This is a genomic window from Massilia consociata, from assembly GCF_042432755.1.
GTDB classification, from domain to species: Bacteria; Pseudomonadota; Gammaproteobacteria; order Burkholderiales; family Burkholderiaceae_D; genus Telluria; species Telluria consociata.
Genome location: NZ_JBHLWP010000043.1, coordinates 1 through 1,388, shown reverse-complemented (window position 1 = coordinate 1,388; position 1,388 = coordinate 1). Strand labels below are relative to the sequence as shown.

At 57.2% G+C, this 1,388-nt stretch carries 1 protein-coding gene; it reads right to left on the bottom strand.

Annotated elements, in window-relative coordinates; all coding sequences use genetic code 11:
• Positions 1–270 precede the first annotated feature (270 nt).
• Positions 271–1,296, bottom strand: a complete 1,026-nt coding sequence (locus tag ACFFJK_RS22450) for an IS110 family RNA-guided transposase (protein ID WP_379681879.1) — start codon at positions 1,294–1,296, stop codon at positions 271–273.
• Positions 1,297–1,388: the final 92 nt, after the last annotated feature.

Sequence of the window (1,388 nt, the reverse complement as noted above, 5' to 3'; positions counted from 1 at the left end):
CCGTATATGGACTCCTCCTCGTTTGCAAACAATCCGTCTTCAGGCCGTGAGGTACGACTGCTCACGTATATCCGGTCTCGTACTGCTGCACCTGCTCCAGGTGCTGGACCCTGATGGGCTATTCGCGCGCTGACTCCCTATCGCTTTGACGGGCTCGAAGGCCTCAGACATTATCGGGTTTCGTCAGCGCCGGTTCGACCTGTTGGCCATCATGCGGCTTGTCATGCAATCGTGTTTCGGATACTTCTTCAGGTACTTCTACAGCTGTGCTTACGCGGCTCGGGGTTGGTAATCGGTTCCTCTGGTGAGCATTGCCCAAGCTATACGGGCAGTCTTGTTCGCCAACGCCACAGCGGCGATATTTGGGTGTCGCGTCGTCGCGATGCGCATCACCCAGGTACTCAACCGATCCGTTTTCGCCTGAGCCGTTCGGATAACCGCTCGGGCGCCATGCACGAGCAAACTGCGCAGATAGGCGTCGCCTCGCTTGCTAATGCCGAGCAATCGCTCTTTTCCTCCCGAGCTGTTTTGTTTGGGCGTGAGCCCAAACGAAGCAGCCATCTCTCGGCCGTTGGAAAACTGACTCGCATCTCCGACCGTGGCTAGTAGTGCCGTCGCGGTAAGCGGGCCGATGCCACGCACCTGCTGCAAACGCATCGCCGCCGGCTCTTGCCGAGCAATCTGTTCTATCTCCCGGTCGAGCTCTTCAATTCGTTCGTCGAGTGTCTTCAGATCTCGCCACACCCCACGCAAGAGCCGGCGAAAACGTTCGCTCAGCCCGTTGTCGTTATCTTCGAGCCAGCGTGGGATCGCCGATCTTAGGTGTAGCAATTCTTTTGGCGCCACCAATCCATATTCTGACGCCAGACCACGCAGCTGATTGGCTTTCGCTTTGCGCTGATCCATCAGTCCCGAGCGCACCCGGTGCACAGCTTGGATATCCTGTTGCTCGACGGTTTTGACGGCCACGAAACGCATGCTCGGTCGGCTCATCGCTTCGCATATCGCCTCGGCATCGTTTGCGTCGTTCTTGTTGCTCTTGACGTAGGGTTTAACAAACTGCGGAGCGATCAATTTGACCGTGAATCCCTTCGCCTGCAGCACCCGGGCCCAGTGATGCGCGCCGCTACACGCTTCCATCCCGATTTCACAGCCCGGTTCGATCCTGTCGAGCAGTGACTTGATCCAGTCTCCTCGCACCAGCTTGCGTCGCCAGACCGTCTTTTCCGAGCGGTCTATGCCGTGCAGTTGAAAGACATCCTTTGCCAAATCGACCCCAACGCGGATAAGCTTCATGACGGACTCCTTCTTTCCAAACCGGTTGTGTGGAAACTCCAGTTTGGCACTTACGTGCCCTTAGGGGGAGGAGGAGTCCATCCCATTGCTTT